Annotated in this window: 19 protein-coding genes; 9 read left to right on the top strand and 10 right to left on the bottom strand. The window is 57.2% G+C overall.

The genetic code is table 11. The features are described from left to right. The first annotated feature begins 281 nt into the window (after positions 1-281). From RTX96_RS17230 to RTX96_RS17240, 3 genes are all read left to right on the top strand, one after another. Positions 282-746, top strand: a complete 465-nt coding sequence (locus RTX96_RS17230) for a phage tail protein (protein WP_088475222.1) — start codon at positions 282-284, stop codon at positions 744-746. Next, on the top strand, positions 743-1846 hold the full coding sequence (locus RTX96_RS17235) for a phage late control D family protein (protein WP_312671640.1): 1104 nt from the start codon (positions 743-745) through the stop codon (positions 1844-1846). Before RTX96_RS17230 ends, RTX96_RS17235 begins: the two co-directional genes overlap by 4 nt. 72 nt (positions 1847-1918) lie before the next feature. Continuing rightward, entirely contained in the window at positions 1919-2137 is a 219-nt protein-coding gene (locus tag RTX96_RS17240) for an ogr/Delta-like zinc finger family protein (RefSeq protein WP_088475224.1), read from the top strand. A 155-nt stretch (positions 2138-2292) separates the two neighbouring features. Here RTX96_RS17240 and rplS read toward each other — a convergent pair whose 3' ends face one another. The 5 genes from rplS to ffh form a co-directional block, all read right to left on the bottom strand. Further along, positions 2293-2640 carry a 50S ribosomal protein L19 gene (rplS, locus tag RTX96_RS17245; RefSeq protein ID WP_006178051.1) on the bottom strand — a complete coding sequence of 116 codons (348 nt, stop codon included), beginning with the start codon at positions 2638-2640 and terminating at the stop codon, positions 2293-2295. 40 nt (positions 2641-2680) lie between these two features. After that, positions 2681-3448, bottom strand: a complete 768-nt coding sequence (gene trmD, locus RTX96_RS17250) for a tRNA (guanosine(37)-N1)-methyltransferase TrmD (protein ID WP_312269715.1) — start codon at positions 3446-3448, stop codon at positions 2681-2683. A gap of 43 nt (positions 3449-3491) precedes the next feature. Then, positions 3492-4040, bottom strand: coding sequence for a ribosome maturation factor RimM (gene rimM, locus RTX96_RS17255; RefSeq protein ID WP_103818772.1), 549 nt, complete (start codon positions 4038-4040; stop codon positions 3492-3494). Positions 4041-4058: 18 nt separating this feature from the next. Continuing rightward, positions 4059-4307, bottom strand: coding sequence for a 30S ribosomal protein S16 (rpsP, locus tag RTX96_RS17260; protein WP_042387512.1), 249 nt, complete (start codon positions 4305-4307; stop codon positions 4059-4061). Positions 4308-4449: 142 nt separating this feature from the next. Next, positions 4450-5814: a signal recognition particle protein gene (ffh, locus tag RTX96_RS17265; protein WP_103818164.1), complete on the bottom strand. Its 1365-nt coding sequence runs from the start codon at positions 5812-5814 to the stop codon at positions 4450-4452. A 193-nt stretch (positions 5815-6007) separates the two neighbouring features. Between ffh and RTX96_RS17270 the strand changes: the two genes are divergently transcribed. Both RTX96_RS17270 and RTX96_RS17275 read left to right on the top strand, forming a co-directional pair. After that, on the top strand, positions 6008-6799 hold the full coding sequence (locus RTX96_RS17270) for an inner membrane protein YpjD (protein WP_312671641.1): 792 nt from the start codon (positions 6008-6010) through the stop codon (positions 6797-6799). A 30-nt stretch (positions 6800-6829) separates the two neighbouring features. Then, a complete protein-coding gene (locus RTX96_RS17275; RefSeq protein WP_103818166.1) occupies positions 6830-8116 on the top strand; it encodes an HlyC/CorC family transporter in 1287 nt (428 codons plus the stop codon). Positions 8117-8226: 110 nt separating this feature from the next. On the opposite strand, the gene grpE is transcribed toward RTX96_RS17275, so the two are convergent. Continuing rightward, on the bottom strand, positions 8227-8820 hold the full coding sequence (gene grpE, locus RTX96_RS17280; RefSeq protein ID WP_141092899.1) for a nucleotide exchange factor GrpE: 594 nt from the start codon (positions 8818-8820) through the stop codon (positions 8227-8229). Between the two features lie 121 nt (positions 8821-8941). On the opposite strand from grpE, the gene nadK reads away from it, so the two are divergent. The 3 genes from nadK to bamE all read left to right on the top strand — a co-directional run bounded on the left by nadK (position 8942) and on the right by bamE (position 12054). Further along, complete coding sequence (nadK, locus tag RTX96_RS17285) at positions 8942-9820, top strand: NAD(+) kinase (RefSeq protein WP_103818168.1); 879 nt, start codon at positions 8942-8944, stop codon at positions 9818-9820. Positions 9821-9906: 86 nt separating this feature from the next. Beyond that, the gene (recN, locus tag RTX96_RS17290) at positions 9907-11568 is read left to right on the top strand and encodes a DNA repair protein RecN (RefSeq protein WP_312671642.1); all 1662 of its coding nucleotides are present in this window, start codon (positions 9907-9909) and stop codon (positions 11566-11568) included. A gap of 147 nt (positions 11569-11715) precedes the next feature. Then, complete coding sequence (gene bamE, locus RTX96_RS17295; protein ID WP_103818170.1) at positions 11716-12054, top strand: outer membrane protein assembly factor BamE; 339 nt, start codon at positions 11716-11718, stop codon at positions 12052-12054. A 60-nt stretch (positions 12055-12114) separates the two neighbouring features. Here the strand turns inward: bamE and RTX96_RS17300 are convergent, their stop codons facing one another. After that, entirely contained in the window at positions 12115-12405 is a 291-nt protein-coding gene (locus tag RTX96_RS17300; protein WP_103818171.1) for an RnfH family protein, read from the bottom strand. Next, positions 12395-12832: a type II toxin-antitoxin system RatA family toxin gene (locus RTX96_RS17305; protein WP_219817864.1), complete on the bottom strand. Its 438-nt coding sequence runs from the start codon at positions 12830-12832 to the stop codon at positions 12395-12397. Before RTX96_RS17305 ends, RTX96_RS17300 begins: the two co-directional genes overlap by 11 nt. 154 nt (positions 12833-12986) lie before the next feature. On the opposite strand from RTX96_RS17305, the gene smpB reads away from it, so the two are divergent. Continuing rightward, entirely contained in the window at positions 12987-13469 is a 483-nt protein-coding gene (gene smpB / locus RTX96_RS17310; protein ID WP_268107023.1) for an SsrA-binding protein SmpB, read from the top strand. Between the two features lie 78 nt (positions 13470-13547). Here the strand turns inward: smpB and RTX96_RS17315 are convergent, their stop codons facing one another. Beyond that, entirely contained in the window at positions 13548-14717 is a 1170-nt protein-coding gene (locus RTX96_RS17315) for an HlyD family efflux transporter periplasmic adaptor subunit (protein WP_103818174.1), read from the bottom strand. A gap of 10 nt (positions 14718-14727) precedes the next feature. Next, positions 14728-16860 (bottom strand): type I secretion system permease/ATPase, encoded by a 2133-nt coding sequence (locus RTX96_RS17320; protein ID WP_312671643.1) that lies wholly within the window; start codon positions 16858-16860, stop codon positions 14728-14730. Between the last annotated feature and the right edge of the window lie 3 nt (positions 16861-16863).

Raw genomic sequence — 16863 nt, forward strand, 5'->3', positions numbered from 1 at the left:
GCGGCGTCACTGGCATTCGGTAATCTTTCCCGTGTGCAGGAGCCGAAGCCGCTGCACCCGTTAAGCCTGCCAGCAGTGGAATACCGGGAGGAAATACCGCGCCGTGTGTCTGCGCCTGTGGTCACTCAGCCCGTCAGTATTCACGCGCCCATCAGCATTTACGCCCAGCCAGGGCAAAGCGCAACCGACATAGCCCGCGAGGTGGCGCGGCAACTTGATGAGCGGGAACGCCGGGCCGGTGCGCGCACGCGGAGTAATTTTTCAGACAGGGGAGACTTCGAATGATGATGGTGCTGGGGTTATTCGTTTTCACACTGAAAACAATCCCGTATCAGGAACTGCAGCTGCAGCGCCAGTGGCGGCATGCCAGTAATAGCCGGGTGAAAGCCCGGCCAGTGCTGCAGTTTGTTGGGCCCGATACGGACACTATCACGCTGAACGGCACACTAATGCCCGCCATCACTGGCGGCAATCTCTCGATGCTGACGCTGGACCAGATGGCGGAGACGGGCAAAGCCTGGCCTCTGATTGAGGGCAGCGGCACGATTTACGGCATGTTTGTTATAGAAAGTATCAGCCAGACTAAACGCGAATTTTTCAGTGATGGCGCAGCGCGACAGATTGAATTCACGATCACCCTGAAAAGGGTGGATGAGTCGCTGAATGAAATGCTGGGCGATCTTTCGGGTCAGCTAACCCAGCTTAAGGATTCTGCAATTTCGATGGCCGGGGGGTTATTGTCATGACGGGTTATTCCTGGATGGAAGGGGCCGGACTGATACCGGCTTTCCGCGTCACGCTCGAAAGTGAGGACATAACAACCACGATTGAATCGCGGCTGATATCACTGACGCACACGGACAATCGGGGGTTTGAGGCTGACCAGTTGGATCTGGAACTGGATGATGCTGACGGAAAGTTAATGATGCCACGCCGTGGTGCGGTGCTGTCACTGGCAATCGGCTGGCAGGGCGAACCGCTCTATGTAAAGGGGCAATTTACGGTAGACGAAATCGAGCACTCAGGTGCGCCGGACAGGTTAACTATCCGCGCACGTTCGGCTGACTTTCGCAACACGCTGAACATCAAGCGGGAAAAGTCATGGCATAACACCACTGTGGGGGTGGTCGTCAGCGAGATGGCCGCCAGGCACAAGCTGCAGCAGGCAATTGGCGACGATATGGCAAAGCAGCCGGTGGACCATATCGATCAGACCAATGAGTCAGACGGGTCGTTTCTGATGAGGCTGGCCCGCCAGTATGGCGCTATTGCGTCAGTAAAAAACGGCAACCTCATGTTTATTCGCCAGGGGCAGGGCGTGACGGCCAGCGGTAAGCCGCTGCCTGTTATGACTATCACCCGTTCAAGCGGTGACGGCCACCGGTTCAGCATGGCCGATCGCGGAGCCTATACGGGCGTGGTTGCCAGCTGGCTGCATACCAAAGAACCAAAGAAAAAGCAGGAGGTAAAAGTCAAACGCCGCCGCCGTCGTAAAGCTGCCGCCAGGCCTACTAAGGCCCCGGAGCCTAAACAGGGTGAATATCTGATCGGGACCGATGAGAACGTAAAGGTTCTGAGCCGTACCTATGCCAACAAAGCCAATGCCGAACGGGCCACCAAAATGACATGGGAGCGAATACAGCGCGGGGCGGCAACGTTTTCTATCAACCTGGCTAAGGGGCGCGGCGATCTGTTCCCGGAACTGCCGGTAAGGGTCAGCGGATTTAAGAGGCCGATAGACGAGGCAGAATGGACGATCACAACCGTTACCAACACTATCGGGGAGAGCGGCTTCACAACATCGCTGGAGCTGGAAGTAAAAATCGCAGATCTGGATATGGAATAGCGAGGCGGCAGTTTAAAAATGAAACAAAAAAGGTTAACATATCTTGCAAATTTAAGATGAGGCCTAAAGAAAATGATGAATTGTCCGCTATGCGGTAATGCTGCCCATACACGAAGCTCGTTCCAGGTCTCAAAAACAACGAAGGAGCGTTACAACCAGTGCCAGAATATTGAGTGCAGTCATACGTTCGTGACGCATGAAACTTTTGTCAGATCGATAACGTGTCCCGGTAAGGTTATCGCCGCCCCGCCCCATCCTGCGAAAGGCGGACAAAGCCACATGAATTTTTGAATCAGCCCACCTTATGGTGGGCTTTTTTGTGGGCAAATATGGGCACTGTCCATTATTTGGTGGGCATTTGGTGGACACAAGGCCAAAAAAAAGGGGCTGGAAAATTCCAACCCCTTGTTTCTACAAGACTAATTCGGATGTCGCGACAGCGAACCTTAGTTAAGACGCTCTTTGATACGAGCAGACTTACCGGTACGCTCACGCAGGTAGTACAGTTTAGCTTTACGTACAGCACCACGACGTTTAACAGCAATGCTGTCAACTACCGGAGAGTGAGTCTGGAAGACACGCTCAACGCCTTCGCCGTTGGAAATTTTGCGAACAGTGAATGCAGAGTGCAGACCGCGGTTACGAATAGCGATAACCACGCCCTCGAATGCCTGCAGACGTTTTTTGGAACCTTCAACAACCCATACTTTCACTTCCACGGTATCACCCGGACGGAAGGAAGGTACGTCCTGCTTCATCTGCTCTTGTTCAATTTGCTTAATGATGTTGCTCATAATTTAATCTCTTATCCTGGGTAAACTGATATTTGGAGGCTTACGCCATCCCATCATGTATTTGCTGCTGTTGTGCGTGCTCTTTTCGGAACTCCGCCAGCAGCTTTGCTTGCTCTTCAGTCAGAGCCAGGTTTTCCAGAAGTTCAGGTCTTCTAAGCCAGGTGCGGCCCAGCGACTGTTTCAAACGCCAGCGACGTATCTCGGCATGGTTACCCGACAGCAGAACCGCCGGCACCTCCATGCCTTCTAACACCTCAGGACGGGTATAGTGTGGACAGTCCAGCAACCCATCGGCAAAGGAATCTTCCGTTGCCGAGGCTTCATGGCCCAGTACGCCTGGAATAAACCGGGCAACCGAGTCAATCAGCGTCATTGCCGGTAACTCACCACCGCTGAGCACGTAATCGCCGATAGACCACTCTTCGTCGACTTCGGTTTGGATCACACGCTCATCAACCCCTTCGTAGCGCCCGCACACCAGAATCATTTTCTGATTCGCTGCCAGTTCGCTGACGCCCGCTTGATCAAGCTTGCGTCCCTGAGGTGACAGATAGATCACCTTTGCGCCTTCACCCGCCGCGGCTTTCGCTGCGTGGATGGCATCCCGCAAGGGCTGAACCATCATGAGCATCCCCGGTCCGCCGCCGTAAGGACGATCGTCCACGGTACGGTGCCGGTCATGAGCGAAGTCACGCGGACTCCAGCTCTGGATGCTCAGCAGGCCATTTTTAACGGCCCGGCCAGTTACCCCGTAATCGGTAATGGCGCGAAACATGTCAGGAAACAGGCTAACTATACCAATGAACACAAGCCAATCCCCATCGTGCCGTGCCTACCGTTTATCCGGAGGTTTAAAAACCAGGATCCCAATCTACTTCGATTGTACGAGTAGTGAGATCGACATTCTTGATAACCTGCCCATCGAGGAACGGAACCAGCCGCTCCTTGATACCGAACGCATCTTTCAGGTTCGCCTTGATGACGAGAACGTCATTTGACCCGGTTTCCATCATGTCGATGACTTTACCCAGGCCATACCCTTCGGTGGTCACTACCTGGCAGCCAATAAGGTCTTTCCAGTAGTAGTCACCCTCGGTGAGGGCCGGCAGCTGCGTGGTATCTACCATAATTTCGCAATTAGTGAGTAGATTGGCAGCATCGCGATCGTCAACGCCTTTCAGCTTGATGATCAGATCCTGATTGTGGTGCTTCCAGCCTTCCAGCTGTACCTGCTCCCACTTACCGGCCCGTTGGATAAACCAGGGCTGGTAATCGAAAATGCTTTCGGCGTCTTCGGTGGAGGAGAACACTCTGAGCCAACCACGGATCCCGTAGGAAGAACCCATTTTCCCCAGAACGACCGGTTCAACAGGAACTTGTGCGGCGTGTTGCTTGCTCATCATGACCACCGTGACAGATTAAGCTGCTTTGTTTGCTTCTTTGATCAGCGTAGCAACGCGATCGGAAACGGTAGCGCCCTGGCCAACCCAGTGAGCGATGCGATCCAGATCCAGGCGGGTGCCTTCTTCTTTTTCGCTAGCGATCGGGTTGAAGAAACCAACGCGCTCAATGAAGCGACCGTTGCGTGCATTACGGCTGTCAGTAACAACAACCTGGTAGAACGGACGCTTTTTAGCGCCGTGACGAGCTAAACGAATAGTTACCATAACATCCTCTTGTGTGAATAAAACACCAGGCCCCGTCGAGGAACGGAGCCCGGTGTCATATTAAAAGCCCGAAAATTTTACTCGTTTCCCGGCAAAAAGCAATCAATACATCGAAATCGCAGGTAGGTAGCCTAAGGCCGTATCAGCGCTTCGGGAAACCGGCGGGCGGCATCATCCCCTTCATGCTACGCATCATTTTTGCCATCCCGCCCTTCTTCATCTTTTTCATCATGCGCTGCATGTCATCGAACTGCTTCAGCAGACGGTTCACGTCCTGCACCTGCATGCCGCAGCCCGCCGCGATACGGCGCTTGCGCGAGCCTTTGATGATGTCCGGGTTGGCGCGCTCTTTCAGCGTCATTGAGTTGATGATCGCCTCCATACGCACCAGAATCTTGTCATCCATCTGGGATTTGACGTTGTCCGGCAGCTGGCCCATGCCCGGCAGCTTGCCCATCAGGCTGGCCATGCCGCCCATGTTCTTCATCTGCTTCAGCTGCTCAAGGAAGTCGGTGAGGTCAAAGCCATCGCCCTTCTTCAGCTTGTTCGCCAGCTTCTCTGCCTGAGCGCGGTCTACCTTACTCTCGATATCTTCGATCAGCGACAGCACGTCACCCATGCCGAGGATACGCGAGGCGATACGGTCCGGGTGGAACGGCTCCAGGGCCTCGGTTTTCTCACCCACGCCGAGGAACTTGATCGGCTTGCCGGTGATATGACGAATAGAGAGGGCCGCACCGCCGCGGGCGTCGCCGTCGACCTTGGTCAGCACCACGCCGGTCAGCGGCAGCGCTTCGTTGAACGCCTTCGCCGTATTGGCGGCGTCCTGGCCGGTCATGGCATCGACCACAAACAGCGTCTCTACCGGATTAATGGCGGCGTGGACGTGTTTGATCTCGTCCATCATCGCTTCGTCAACGTGCAGACGACCGGCGGTATCCACCAGCAGCACGTCGTAGAACTTCAGCTTCGCCTCTCTCAGCGCCGCGTTAACGATATCAACCGGCTTCTGGGCGACGTCAGAGGGGAAGAAGTCGACGCCAACCTGCTGGGCCAGAGTCTCAAGCTGCTTGATCGCCGCCGGGCGATAGACGTCGGCGGAGACCACCAGCACCTTCTTCTTGTGCTTCTCGCGCAGGAACTTACCCAGCTTCCCGACGCTGGTGGTTTTACCCGCACCCTGCAGGCCCGCCATCAGCACCACCGCAGGCGGCTGCGCGGCCAGGTTAAGCACCTGGTTCTCTTCGCCCATCGCCGCAACCAGCTCGCCGCGTACGATTTTGACGAACTCCTGACCCGGAGTCAGGCTCTTATTCACTTCATGGCCAACCGATTTTTCTTTTACGCGGTTAATGAACTCGCGTACAACCGGCAGGGCGACGTCCGCTTCCAGCAGTGCCATTCGCACTTCACGCAGCGTCTCTTTGATGTTCTCTTCGGTGAGGCGTCCACGGCCACTGATATTGCGCAACGTGCGCGACAAACGATCGGTTAAATTATCAAACATTGTCTTTCACCTGGGGTGGAAACGGTTGGCCGCCTGAGCGACCCATAAATACGATTTTGCGGCAGTATAACATGAAGCCGCTGTTCTTGTGATGTCAGGGTTGTGATGTAAGGGTTATGAGGCAAGGGTTGGAGGCAAGGTCACGTAACGCTATACTGCTTCTCTTTCATCTACTGCAACTATCGACATCACTATGCCCGTTTTTGCCCTGCTTGCGCTTATTGCTTACTCCGTCAGTCTGGCGCTGATTATTCCCGGCCTGCTGCAAAAAAACAGCGGCTGGCGGCGGATGGCTATCATCTCTGCGGTCATCGCCCTGGTAAGCCATGCGCTGGCGCTGGAGGCGCGCATCTTTCCCGACGGCGATACGGGACAAAACCTGAGCCTGCTTAATGTCGGCTCGCTGGTCAGCCTGATGATCTGTACGGTAATGACTATCGTGGCCTCGAAGAATCGCGGCTGGCTGCTGCTGCCTATCGTCTATGCCTTCGCGCTGATCAACCTGGCTTTCGCCACCTTTGTGCCTAACGAATTCGTCACTCATCTTGAGGCGACGCCGGGCATGATGGTGCACATAGGCCTGTCGCTGTTTGCCTATGCAACGCTGATTATCGCCGCCATGTATGCCCTGCAGCTGGCGTGGATCGACTACCAGCTGAAGAACAAGCGGCTGGCCTTTAGCAGCGAGATGCCACCGCTAATGAGCATCGAGCGCAAGATGTTCCACATCACTCAGATCGGCGTGGTGCTGCTCACCCTGACGCTCTGCACCGGCCTGTTCTATATGCGTAATCTGTTCAGCATGGAGAACATCGACAAGGCGGTGCTCTCAATCATTGCCTGGTTTGTCTATATCGTTCTGCTGTGGGGGCACTATCATAAAGGATGGCGCGGCCGCCCGGTGGTCTGGTTTAACGTGGCGGGCGCAGCCCTTCTCACGCTGGCCTACTTTGGTAGCCGCGTTGTTCAGCAGTTTGCTGGCTAAGCATAAACGTTAAGCACGTAAGGAACTCTCTTGGAACACATCTCCACCACCACGCTGATTATCACGCTGATCGTCATGGTGGTGATCTCCGCCTACTTCTCCGGCTCCGAAACCGGCATGATGACGCTGAACCGCTACCGGCTGCGTCACATGGCGAAGCAGGGCAACCGCGCAGCAAAGCGCGTAGAAAAATTGCTGCGCAAACCCGACCGTCTCATCAGCCTGGTGCTGATCGGCAACAACCTGGTTAACATTCTCGCCTCCGCTATCGGTACCATCGTTGGGATGCGCCTCTACGGCAACGCCGGGGTGGCGATTGCCACCGGGGTGCTGACCTTTGTGGTGCTGGTCTTTGCCGAGGTACTGCCGAAGACCATCGCTGCGCTCTACCCGGAAAAGGTTGCCTTTCCGAGCAGCGTTCTGCTCGGGCCGCTGCAGATCGTCATGATGCCGCTGGTGTGGCTGCTTAATACTGTGACCCGCCTGCTGATGCGTATGGTCGGCATCAAGGCCGACGTCGTAGTAAGCAGCGCCCTGAGCAAAGAGGAGCTGCGCACCATCGTGCATGAATCCCGTTCGCAGATGTCGCGTCGTAATCAAGACATGCTGCTGTCGGTGCTGGATCTGGAGAAGGTCAGCGTTAACGACATCATGGTGCCGCGCAATGAGATTGTCGGCATCGATATTAATGACGACTGGAAATCGATTGTTCGCCAGCTTACCCACTCCCCGCACGGGCGCATCGTGCTCTACCGCGAATCGCTGGACGATACCATCAGCATGCTGCGGGTGCGCGAAGCCTACCGCCTGATGACCGAGAAGCAGGAGTTTACCAAAGAGATGCTGCTGCGGGCGGCGGATGAGATCTACTACATCCCCGAAGGTACGCCGCTCAACGTGCAGCTGGTGAAATTCCAGCGTAACAAGAAAAAGGTGGGGCTGGTGGTGGACGAGTACGGCGACGTGCAGGGTCTGCTGACGGTGGAGGATATTCTCGAAGAGATCGTCGGCGACTTTACCACCTCGATGTCCCCTACCCTCGCAGAAGAGGTCACCCCGCAGAACGACGGGTCGGTGATCATCGACGGCACTGCCAACGTGCGCGAGCTGAATAAAGCCTTTAACTGGCAGCTGCCGGAAGAGGAGGCGCGCACCATCAACGGCATGCTGCTGGAGGCGTTAGAGGAGATCCCGGCCGCAGGTACGCGCGTGCGCATTGCCCAGTACGACATCGATATTCTCGACGTGCAGGACAACATGATTAAGCAGGTGAAGGTGCTGCCGGTTAAACCGCTGCGGGAGAGCGTGACAGAGTAGTAGGCCGGGCAAACGCAGTGCCGCCCGGCATAGCAGCCTCAGCACAGCAACGCCCGGTGGCGCTTCGCTTACCGGGCCTACAAATTACAGCGTGCTTACTGTGGTGCTGATTAGCCCTTCGCTTTCGCGACGGTGACCATCGCGGCGCGCAGGGTGCGACCGTTCAGGGTATAGCCTTTCTGCATCACGCCCAGCACGTTGCCTGCTGCAACCTCTTCAGATTCAACCATCGCAATGGCCTGGTGAACGTTTGGATCCAGCGGCACGTTGGTATCGGCAACCACGTCAACACCAAACTTGCGCACGACGTCCAGCATCGACTTCATGGTCAGCTCGATACCTTCCACCATCGGTGCCAGCTCTGGGTTAGCTTTATCCGCCACTTCCAGCGCGCGATCCAGGCTGTCGATGACCGGCAGCAGCTCATTGATAAACTTCTCCAGCGCAAACTTGTGCGCCTTCTCAATGTCCAGCTCGGTACGGCGACGCAGGTTCTCCATCTCGGCTTTAATGCGCAGGACACCGTCACGCTCGCGATTCTGCGCCTCGACTAACTGCGCCTCGAGGTTCGCAATTTTCTCATCGCGCGGATCCACCTGCTCAACAGAAGCGTCAGACTCTACTGCCTCAACCTCTTCATGCTGCTCCGTGATAATTTCTTCCGGGGCTTGCCCCTCAGGCGTTTTCTGTTCTTTACTACTCATGAATTTCTCCGCGTTTTTTTGCATTGATCTCGCTAACTTCGCTTATTATGGGGATCAGTTTTCCGGTTTCAAGAGAAGCCTTAATATTGTCACCCTTCATTCGGCAAAAGGACTCCAGATAATGAGTACTCATTTCACGTGTATTGGGATTGTCGGCCACCCGCGTCACCCTACGGCGCTGACCACACATGAGATGCTCTGGCGCTGGCTGTCCGGCCGGGGATACGACGTTATCGTTGAGCAGCAGATTGCCCAGGAGCTAAAACTCACCAACGTGCGTACCGGCACGCTGGCGGAGATTGGCCAGCAGGCCGACCTGGCGGTGGTGGTGGGCGGCGATGGCAATATGCTCGGCGCGGCCCGCACCCTGGCGCGTTACGATATTAAGGTCATCGGTATTAACCGTGGCAACCTCGGCTTTCTTACCGATCTCGATCCGGACAACGCCCAGCAGCAGCTGGCGGACGTACTTGAAGGGCACTACATCACTGAAAAGCGCTTTTTACTCGAGGCCCAGGTGTGCCAGCACGACTGTCAGAAGCGGATCAGCACGGCCATCAATGAGGTGGTTCTCCATCCCGGCAAGGTGGCGCATATGATCGAATTTGAGGTCTATATCGATGAGGTATTTGCCTTCTCCCAGCGTTCGGATGGCCTGATTATCTCCACCCCTACCGGCTCCACGGCCTATTCGCTGTCGGCGGGCGGTCCAATTCTGACCCCATCGCTGGACGCCATCACCCTGGTGCCGATGTTCCCGCATACGCTGTCGGCTCGCCCGCTGGTGATCAACAGCAGCAGCACGATCCGCCTGCGTTTCTCGCACCGGCGTAGCGATCTGGAGATCAGCTGCGACAGCCAGATTGCTCTCCCAATCCAGGAGGGCGAGGATGTGTTAATCCGCCGCTGTGACTACCATCTCAACCTGATCCATCCGAAAGATTACAGCTATTTTAATACCCTAAGCTCCAAGCTCGGCTGGTCAAAAAAATTGTTCTGAAATCGACGGCGGGTGCTTTACTGGATATAAAACCTGTTTATACTGTACGAAAACACAGTTATGGTTTTTCATACAGGAAAGCGGCTATGCTGGCACAACTGACCATCAGTAATTTTGCAATTGTTCGCGAGCTGGAAATTGATTTTCACAGCGGCATGACCGCCATTACTGGCGAAACCGGCGCGGGTAAATCCATTGCCATTGATGCGCTCGGGCTGTGCCTCGGCGGGCGTGCAGAAGCCGACATGGTTCGCACCGACGCCGCACGCGCCGATCTCTGCGCCCGCTTTTCCCTGAAAGACACCCCTGCTGCCCAGCGCTGGCTGGAAGAGAACCAGCTTGAAGATGGCCGTGAGTGTCTGCTGCGTCGCGTCATCAGCAGCGATGGCCGCTCCCGTGGCTTTATTAACGGCACGGCGGTGCCGCTCTCCCAGCTTCGTGAACTGGGGCAGCTTCTCATTCAGATCCACGGCCAGCACGCGCACCAGCTGCTGACTAAATCCGATCACCAGAAGACCCTGCTCGACGGCTATGCCGGTGAGTATGCCCTCACCCAGCAGATGGCAGAGCACTACCGCCTGTGGAACCACAGCTGCCGCGAGCTGGCCCAGCATCAGCAGCAGAGCCAGGAGCGCAGCGCGCGCGCCGAGCTGCTGCACTACCAGCTGAAAGAGCTGAACGACTTCAGTCCGCAGCCGGGCGAGTTTGAGCGCATCGACGAAGAGTACAAGCGCCTTGCCAACAGCGGCCAGCTGCTGAGCACCAGCCAGCATGCCCTGACGCTGCTCGCCGACAGCGACGACGCTAACCTCCAGAGCCAGCTCTACACCGCGCGTCAGATGGTGACCGAGCTGGTGGGCATGGACAGCAAGCTCTCCAGCGTGCTCGATATGCTGGAAGAGGCCGCGATTCAGCTGAGCGAGGCCAGCGACGAGCTGCGCCACTACTGCGATCGTCTCGACCTCGATCCGAACCGCCTCTATGAGCTGGAGCAGCGCATCGCGAAGCAGATTTCGCTGGCGCGCAAGCACCACGTTACCCCGGAAGAGCTGCCGGCGCACTATCAGGCGCTGCTTGACGAGCAGCAGCAGCTTGACGATCAGGCCGACTCCCAGGAGACGCTCTCTCTGGCGGTGCAGAAGCACCATCAGCAGGCGCTGGCCACCGCGCAGCTGCTGCATGAACAGCGAGTGAAATACGCTCAGGAGCTGGGCGGGCTGATCACCGAAAGCATGCACGCTCTGTCGATGCCGCACGGTCGCTTCCATATTGATGTCAGCTTTGACGAGCGTCACCTGACGTTGGAAGGTGCGGACCGTATCGAGTTCCGCGTGACCACCAACCCGGGCCAGCCGATGCAGGCGATCTCGAAGGTGGCCTCCGGCGGTGAACTGTCGCGTATTGCTCTGGCAATCCAGGTGATTACCGCCCGTAAGATGGAAACCCCGGCGCTGATTTTCGATGAGGTTGACGTGGGTATCAGCGGTCCGACCGCAGCCGTAGTTGGCAAGCTGCTGCGCCAGCTGGGCGAGTCCACCCAGGTGATGTGCGTAACGCACCTGCCGCAGGTGGCGGGCTGTGGTCACCACCACTTCTACGTCAGCAAAGAGACCGATGGTGCCATGACCGAAACGCACATGCAGCCGCTGGATAAAAGAGCACGGCTGCAGGAGCTGGCGCGCCTGCTGGGCGGCAGCGAAGTCACCCGGAACACGCTGGCTAATGCGAAAGAACTACTCGCAGCCTAAACTTTTCGGCTAATTCCGGGTCATAGTGAGACATAAAATCGCCGCTGGATCCGATAGCAGAGGTTTCAAACTCGCTAAAGGTCTATTATTATCGGCATATTACAAATGAGCCGCGTACTACCAGGCCCGAAAAGGAACCAAATCACTATGCGCTGTAAAACGCTGACTGCTGCCGCAGCGGTTCTTCTGATGATGACTGCTGGCTGTTCCACTCTGGAGAAAGTGGTTTACCGCCCAGATATCAACCAGGGGAACTATCTGGCACCTAACGACATCTCTAAAATTCGTATCGGCATGACGCAACAGCAGGTTGCCTATGCGCTGGGTACCCCGATGATGAGCGATCCGTTTGGTACCAATACCTGGTTCTACGTGTTCCGCCAGCAGCCAGGCCATGAAGATGTCACGCAGCAGACGCTGACCCTGACCTTTAACAGCAGCGGTGTGCTGACCAATATTGATAACAAACCGGCCTTGACCAAGTAGGTCCCGCCCGGTAAAAAACAAAAAGCGCTCAATGAGCGCTTTTTTTGTTTCAGCCTGTGGCTATTCGTCGTCCGCTTTTTCTGCCCGCTTGCGCCGCAGCTCTTTCGGATCGGCGATCAGCGGGCGGTAGATCTCCACCCTGTCACCGTCCTGCACGGCGTCGGCAAGCTTCGCCGGACGACTGAAGATACCCACCTTGTTTTTCGCAAGATCGATATCCGAGCGTAGCTCCAGCAGGCCAGAGGCGTTAATTGCCTCCTCCACCGTTGCCCCTTCGCTCAGCGTCACGCGCTGCAGGTACTGCTTCTCCGGCAGGGCATAGGCCACTTCGACGCGAATATCACCCGGCACTGTATACCTCTTTGGCGCGATGGGTAAACGCCTGCACCATGTTTGAGGCCAGCTCTTTAAACACGTGACCAAAGGCTAGCTCAATCAGCTTGTTGGTGAATTCAAAGTCCAGATTGAACTCAATACGGCAGGCATCGGGACTCAGCGGCGTAAACCGCCAGCCGCCCATCAGCTGCTTAAAGGGACCGTCCACCAGCTGCATCAGAATGCTTTGGTTATTGGTAAGGGTGTTACGGGTGGTGAACGTCTTGCTGATGCCCGCCTTCGAGACATCAACGGCGGCCGTCATCTGCGTCGGGCTTGACTCCAGAACCCGGCTGCCGGTACAGCCTGGCAAAAATTCCGGGTAGGACTTTACGTCGTTCACTAATTGATACATCTGTTCTGCGCTGTAAGGCACTAAAGCAGTTCGGCTTATCTGCGGCATAGCGTTATCCTGAGGTCTACACCTCATAAATAATAACATTTCCTGTCCAGGAAAGGAAAACGCAAAGGCAAACTCATGCTAATATAACGCGTTACACCTCGCAGGATAGATGGGGTATTTTTCAACAGCTGATTACCGATGATTTACGATACTTATGACAAAGAAAAAAGCACATAAACCGGGTTCCGCTACCATTGCGCTCAACAAGCGCGCCCGTCACGAATATTTTATTGAAGAAGAGTTTGAAGCGGGCCTGTCTCTTCAGGGCTGGGAAGTGAAGTCCCTGCGCGCCGGGAAGGCCAACATCAGCGATAGCTATGTCATCCTGATTGAGGGTGAAGCCTACCTGTTCGGCGCCAACTTTACGCCGCTGACCGTCGCTTCCAGCCACGTTGTCTGCGACCCTACCCGTAACCGTAAGCTGCTGCTTAACCAGCGCGAGCTGGACACCCTCTATGGCCGCGTAAACCGCGAAGGCTATACCGTTGTCGCCCTGTCGCTCTACTGGAAAAACGCCTGGTGTAAGGTGAAGGTTGGCGTTGCCCGCGGTAAGAAACAGCATGACAAACGCTCCGATGTGAAAGAGCGCGAGTGGCAGGTTGATAAAGCCCGTATTATGAAAAACGCCGGGCGCTAATCGCTACATTCACAATGCCGTCTATAGCACCTCCCTCTCCGCAGGGGAGAGGGTGTGCCTGCCTTCTCTTACGATTGCCTAGCGCTCGCGCAGCGCCTCGTTGACCTTGTTCAGCGGCTTGATCAGGTAATCCATCACCGATTTCTGTCCGGTTTTAATCTCTACGTTTGCCACCATCCCCGGCAGGATCGGGAAGCGCTGGCCACTCTTGTTTTGCAGCTCGGCGCTCTTGGTCCGCACATAGACGCGGTAGTAGAACTGATCCCGACGCACCTCATCCTGCAGCGTATCCGGCGACACCACTTCCACCTGACCGGTGAGGTTCCCGTAGATCGACGAGTCGTAGGCCGTTACCTTTACCGTTGCCGGCAGGCCAGGACGGATGTAGGCGATATCCCGCGGGTTGATGCGCGTCTCGACTAAAAGCTGATCCTCCAGCGGGACGATCTCCATCAGCTTGCCCCCCGGCTGCAGGACGCCGCCGACGGTGGTGACCTGAATATCCTTGACGATGCCGCGCACCGGGGAGAAGAGCGTCGCCCTATCTACCTGATCCGCCTTACCGCTCATCGCCTGGATCTGCGCATCGAGATCGGCGTTGGTTTTCACCTGCTCCTCGCGGGCGCGCACCGCAAACTGGTTGCGCGCCTCGTCGATCTTACCCTGAAGCTCGGTCGCCTGGCGCTGAAGGCGGATCACCTCCACCTCGCTCGCTGCCCCCTTGGCCACCAGCGGCTGGGTCATACGCAGCTCTGACATCACCAGTTGATATGTTTTCTGCAGGTTAGCCACCGTCTCGTTCAGGTTACGCCGCCGGGATTCGTACAGCTGCCGCTCCCGCGCCACCAGCTCCGGCTCGCGCATTGACTCCTCGCTAAAGCGCAGCGGCTCGCCGGTCAGCTCCGAGCGCAGGCGCTCGCTGGAGGCCCGTAGCGCACGCACCCGGGCCGCCGATTCGCCGTAGTTAGATTGAAAGCGGGTGGGATCGAGACGGGCCAGCATCTGCCCGCGCTCGACAATATCCCCCTCGCGCACCAGCATCGCGCTAACGATACCGCCGTCGAGGCTCTCGATAACCTGGGCATGGCTTGACGGCGTGATCTTGCCGGTGCCCACTGTCACCTCATCCAGAATGGCCCACCATGCCCAAACCACGAAGATCAGCAGTCCTGCCAGCGTCAGCCAGATCACCGACGAGTAGAACCGCCCCTGGCGGGCAAGATCGTCCTGCATACTCAGTTGACTCATTGCTCGCTCCTTAGGCTACCGATGCCATGTTGCTGTTACGCGCCGCCTGCTGAAGCAGCGTGTCGCGCGGCCCGTCGGCAATCACCTTGCCGTTTTCCATCACCACAATCCGGTCCACCAGGTTCAGCAGCGCCGGGCGATGGGTCACCAGCACCAGCGTGCGTCCGGTGAGCCACTGCTGCAGCTGGCGGATCACCCACGCCTCGAGCTGCTCATCCATTGACGCGGTGGGTTCATCGAGCAACACAATTTGCGGGTTACGTACGATCAGGCGGCTGAGCAGCACCATCTGCCGCTGGCCGCCGGAGAGGCCGCGCCCGCCCTCGTTAATCAGCCGGTCGAGGCTGGCGGCATCCTGCTGCACCATGCCGATTGCGCCGCTGATGCGCAGGGCCTGGATCAGCTCCGCCTCGGTAGCGTGCGGATGGCCCAGCATCAGGTTTTGCCGCAGCGTGCCGAAAAAGAGGCGCGAATCCTGAGAGAGGTAGCCTACCTGACGGCGAACATCCATTGGGTCAATATGCGCCATATCGACGCCGTCGATAATCACCTTCCCCTTGCTGGCCTGCGCCTGCCCTGACAGCAGCTTCAGCAGGGTCGATTTACCCGCCCCGGTCTTGCCGAGGATTGCCACCCGCTCGCCGGGCTTGATCTCCAGGCCGTCGATCTGCGCTGCTTGATCGCCCTTCTCCGGATCGTAGCTGTACTGCACCTTCTGGACCTGATAGTGACCGGCCAGCACCGGGCAGTGGGCCATTTTCTGATCGGCGCTCTTATCCAGCGGCTTTTTAAGCAGATCGTCGAGGCCGTTCATCGCCATTTTGGCGTGCTGCCAGCGGGAGAAGACCATCGTCAACTGCATCAGCGGCGCGATAGTGCGCGATGAGAGCAGGCTACAGGCCACCAGCGTACCGGTTGTGATGTTTCCTTCCATTACCAGATAGCAGCCGAAGACCAGCATCCCGGCATAGGTGATCTGCTGGACGGTAGAGGCCCAGCCGCTCAGCCGTGCTCCCCAGACGCGCTGCTTCATGCCGATGTTAGCCCCCACGGCGTGGGTATGTTCCCATTGACGCTGGAAGTACGGCTCGGCCTGCAGGGCCTTGATATCTTCGACGCCCTCGATGGACTCCACCAGCACCGCGTTACGGATCGCGCTCTCACGCATCCCCTCTTTCGCCAGCTTCGCCATCGGCCACTGGACCAGGATCCCTGGGATCACAATCAGTGGAATGGCGATCAGCGGGATGATCACCAGCGGACCGCCCACCAGCGCCATAATGCCGAGGAAGAGCAGGACAAAGGGAATATCCATCGCCGCGCCGACGGTGGTCGAAGTGAGCAGCTCACGCACCTGGTCGATCTCACGCAGCTGGGAGATAAACGAGCCGGTGGATTTGGGTCGGGAATCGTTTTTGATCGCCATCGCCCGGGCAAAAAAGAGCGACGAGACGTTGAGATCGATATGCTTGCCCATGATGTCAGAGACATGGGTGCGCGCCAGGCGGATCATAAACTCCAGCAGGGCAGCAAACAGCACGCCGATAAACAGCACCCACAGGGTGGGGATCGACTGGGCGGGAATAACCCGATCATAGACCTGCATCGAGAAGAGGATCCCCGCCAGGGCCAGCACGTTGCCCAGCACCGAAGCCAGGGCGATCTCCGAGAGCTTGCGCTTGGCGTGGCGGAAGTGCCGCCAGAACCAGTGCTCCTCCCAGGGACGGGTAAAGTCGTCGATGCGGGAGTCGCGCCCGCGGGCGGCAATGCCGAGCATCACCACCTCCGGCTTAACGCGGGTGAGCAGCGTCTCCAGCGCCTCCTCGCGCACCAGATCGCCCCCCTCGCTCAGCCAGTAGGCCACCAGCCCGTCGGCGTCGATAGTCTCCAGCAGCATCAGCTCGCCGGACTCCAGCTGCACGATGACCGGCAGGTTTTGCGCGTTCCAGCGCATCTTCTCCAGCTCCACTACGCGCACCTGCAATCCCATCAGGCCGCTTAATCTCTCCAGCCGCGCATTAAGCGGCAAATTCTCAAACCAGCGCATCTGCTGGCGTACGGCAGGCGCATCCGCTGGCAGGCCAAACCGCCCTGCCGCACGCACCATGACATTGATCCAGCTCTCGGTATCCGGCTGTTGCATAAC

It is taken from the genome of Pseudescherichia sp. (assembly GCF_032052675.1).
Lineage (GTDB): Bacteria > Pseudomonadota > Gammaproteobacteria > Enterobacterales > Enterobacteriaceae > Pseudescherichia.

Excerpts from the sequence above, each read along its gene's own strand:
- RTX96_RS17230 (WP_088475222.1), top strand. The coding sequence starts at position 282 with ATGATGATGGTGCTGGGGTTATTCGTTTTCACACTGAAAACAATCCCG.
- RTX96_RS17235 (WP_312671640.1), top strand. The coding sequence starts at position 743 with ATGACGGGTTATTCCTGGATGGAAGGGGCCGGACTGATACCGGCTTTC.
- RTX96_RS17240 (WP_088475224.1), top strand. The coding sequence starts at position 1,919 with ATGATGAATTGTCCGCTATGCGGTAATGCTGCCCATACACGAAGCTCG.
- rplS (WP_006178051.1), bottom strand. The coding sequence starts at position 2,640 with ATGAGCAACATCATTAAGCAAATTGAACAAGAGCAGATGAAGCAGGAC.
- rimM (WP_103818772.1), bottom strand. The coding sequence starts at position 4,040 with ATGAGCAAGCAACACGCCGCACAAGTTCCTGTTGAACCGGTCGTTCTG.
- rpsP (WP_042387512.1), bottom strand. The coding sequence starts at position 4,307 with ATGGTAACTATTCGTTTAGCTCGTCACGGCGCTAAAAAGCGTCCGTTC.
- ffh (WP_103818164.1), bottom strand. The coding sequence starts at position 5,814 with ATGTTTGATAATTTAACCGATCGTTTGTCGCGCACGTTGCGCAATATC.
- RTX96_RS17270 (WP_312671641.1), top strand. The coding sequence starts at position 6,008 with ATGCCCGTTTTTGCCCTGCTTGCGCTTATTGCTTACTCCGTCAGTCTG.
- grpE (WP_141092899.1), bottom strand. The coding sequence starts at position 8,820 with ATGAGTAGTAAAGAACAGAAAACGCCTGAGGGGCAAGCCCCGGAAGAA.
- nadK (WP_103818168.1), top strand. The coding sequence starts at position 8,942 with ATGAGTACTCATTTCACGTGTATTGGGATTGTCGGCCACCCGCGTCAC.
- recN (WP_312671642.1), top strand. The coding sequence starts at position 9,907 with ATGCTGGCACAACTGACCATCAGTAATTTTGCAATTGTTCGCGAGCTG.
- bamE (WP_103818170.1), top strand. The coding sequence starts at position 11,716 with ATGCGCTGTAAAACGCTGACTGCTGCCGCAGCGGTTCTTCTGATGATG.
- RTX96_RS17305 (WP_219817864.1), bottom strand. The coding sequence starts at position 12,832 with ATGCCGCAGATAAGCCGAACTGCTTTAGTGCCTTACAGCGCAGAACAG.
- smpB (WP_268107023.1), top strand. The coding sequence starts at position 12,987 with ATGACAAAGAAAAAAGCACATAAACCGGGTTCCGCTACCATTGCGCTC.
- RTX96_RS17315 (WP_103818174.1), bottom strand. The coding sequence starts at position 14,717 with ATGAGTCAACTGAGTATGCAGGACGATCTTGCCCGCCAGGGGCGGTTC.
- RTX96_RS17320 (WP_312671643.1), bottom strand. The coding sequence starts at position 16,860 with ATGCAACAGCCGGATACCGAGAGCTGGATCAATGTCATGGTGCGTGCG.